The sequence below is a fragment of the Furfurilactobacillus curtus genome (genome assembly GCF_045862785.1).
In the GTDB taxonomy this organism is placed as follows: domain Bacteria; phylum Bacillota; class Bacilli; order Lactobacillales; family Lactobacillaceae; genus Furfurilactobacillus; species Furfurilactobacillus curtus.
The window spans coordinates 1-736 of record NZ_BQXO01000039.1; the positions used below are offsets into that span (position 1 = coordinate 1).

A 736-nucleotide genomic window follows, 5' to 3' on the forward strand; every position below is an offset into this window, starting at 1 on the left:
AGCGGCGAGCGAACGGGGAAGAGCCCAAACCGGACTGCTTGCAGTTTGGGGTTGTAGGACTGAACATTTGAGTTACCAAGGACCTTGATAGTCGAAGACGTTGGGAAGCGTCGCCATAGGGTGTGAGAGCCACGTAGACGAAATCAAAATCCCTCAGTTCAGGATCCTGAGTACGGCGGAGCACGTGAAATTCCGTCGGAATTTGCGGGGACCATCCCGTAAGGCTAAATACTCCCTAGTGACCGATAGTGAACCAGTACCGTGAGGGAAAGGTGAAAAGCACCCCGGAAGGGGAGTGAAATAGTTCCTGAAACCGTGTGCCTACAAGTAGTTAGAGCCCGTTAATGGGTGATAGCGTGCCTTTTGTAGAATGAACCGGCGAGTTACGTTAGCATGCAAGGTTAAGGTGGAAAGACCGGAGCCGTAGCGAAAGCGAGTCTGAAATGGGCGATTGAGTATGTTGAAGTAGACCCGAAACCAGGTGACCTACCCATGTGCAGGTTGAAAGTGCGGTAATACGCACCGGAGGACCGAACCCGTGTCTGTTGAAAAAGGCTGGGATGACGTGTGGGTAGCGGTGAAATTCCAAACGAACTTGGAGATAGCTGGTTCTCTCCGAAATAGCTTTAGGGCTAGCCTCGGATTAGAGCATCATGGAGGTAGAGCACTGTTTGAACTAGGGGCCCGTCATGGGTTACTGAATTCAGATAAACTCCGAATGCCATTGCTGTGTTAT

Annotated in this window: 1 rRNA gene; it reads left to right on the forward strand. The window is 51.1% G+C overall.

The features are described from left to right. Window positions 1-736, forward strand: a 23S ribosomal RNA gene (locus ACKTR2_RS10310); the annotation flags it as partial.